1 protein-coding gene is annotated in these 668 nt (G+C 42.1%); it reads left to right on the forward strand.

Features of this window, described 5'->3' with window-relative positions; translation table 11 throughout:
- The coding region (locus H4K33_RS16355) for a type IX secretion system membrane protein PorP/SprF (protein ID WP_182650868.1) at positions 1 to 668 on the forward strand (668 nt) is incomplete at both ends.

A 668-nucleotide genomic window follows, 5' to 3' on the forward strand; every position in this document is an offset into this window, starting at 1 on the left:
GTTTTCGGTTTGTATCGCACCCAATGGGTAGGTTTGGAAGGAGCCCCCAAAACGGCGACTTTATCCGTAGATAGTCCTTTGGGTCGTTCGGGCTTAGGTTTAGGTGTAAACTTTACCAATGATCGCCTAGGCGCAATGGATGAGAACACCTTTTCGGTTGATTTGTCCTATGGAGTAGAATTGAATTCAGAATACAAATTAGCCTTTGGACTTAAAGGATCAGGAAATTTGTTGAATGTTGATTACAGTAAACTCACGATTTACGAGGAGAGTGATCCCGTAGCTTCGGCTAACGTAGAAAACAAGTTTACACCCAATATAGGTGTTGGTATGTTTTTATATTCAGATAAAGCCTATGTAGGTTTGTCTGCACCTACGTTATTAACACGCACTCGTTATGACGACAACGGCATGAATACCCTTCGTCAGCGTATGCATTTATACTTAACGGGAGGCTATGTTTTTGATATTAATTACAATTTGAAGTTTAAACCAGCGGCGATGGTTAAGATGGTAGAGGGAGCGCCGCTCCAGGTAGATTTGAGTGCGAATTTTATGTTTAGAGATAAATTTACCGTTGGAGCGGCTTACCGCTGGGATGCTTCGCTAAGTGGATTGGTTGGATTTCAAGTGACAGAGAATATATTAGTGGGGTATAGCTACGATGC

It is taken from the genome of Myroides sp. WP-1 (genome assembly GCF_014145635.1).
GTDB lineage: Bacteria > Bacteroidota > Bacteroidia > Flavobacteriales > Flavobacteriaceae > Flavobacterium.